General features: G+C 48.2%; 1 protein-coding gene. It reads left to right on the top strand.

The genetic code is table 11. The features are described 5' to 3' along the window. On the top strand, positions 1-771 hold a 771-nt coding region (locus tag R7190_RS26895), incomplete at both ends, for a cobalamin biosynthesis family protein (protein ID WP_318137800.1).

The raw sequence follows: 771 nt of genomic DNA, 5'->3' as shown, positions 1-771 counted from the left end.
CCTCATTCCGCTCACCCTGCGACTTTATGGCGCAAGGTAGCCGAACAATTAGCAGAGAAAGTAAATAACCACCATAGCTACTCACAAAGCATTCTCTCAGGAAGCCTCGCTCTTATTTTGATGACATTGCCGTGTTTGGTGCTCTTAATCGCTCTAAAGCCTTTAGTTTGGCAAGAGCCTCTGTACGAACTTGCCTTGTTACTATTAGCGTTAGATTGGCGAAGTTGCGAAACCCTCACCAAACAACTTGCCCTCGCCTTGTCGCGTGAGGATAAAACGCGCTGTCGCGAGCTACTCAAGCCTTTTGTGAATCGTGATACCGAAACGTTGTCGCTTGTCGGTATAGGTAAAGCCGGAGCTGAAACCATCATTATGGGCTTTGGTCGCAATGTAGTGTGTGTACTGTTTTGGTATGCCATCGCAGGTGGGATTGGTGCGCTCATGTACCGCTTAACCATGGAGCTAGCACGAGCTTGGTCTCCTAGCCGTCGTCAGTATGCGCCATTTGGGAAACCAGCCATTCAAATCGTTGCCGTTTTAGAATTCATTCCATTAAGATTATTTGCCCTACTGTTGCTTGCTGGTCACAATATGTCCGCAGTGCTTAATGGACTCAAACAACAAGCGAAATCTTGGCCATTGCCAGGACCAGCTTGGTTGCTGTGTACTATCGGCAATAAGTTCCAGCTTTCGTTAGGAGGCCCTGCTCTATACCAAGGCGTCAGAGCAGAACGCACCAAGATTGGTGGACGCATTGTGCCTTCTGCTATT

It is taken from the genome of Vibrio sp. 1078-1 (assembly GCF_033340475.1).
The sequence above is the reverse complement of the archived record's forward strand: the minus strand, read 5'-3'. Positions and strand labels throughout refer to the sequence as shown.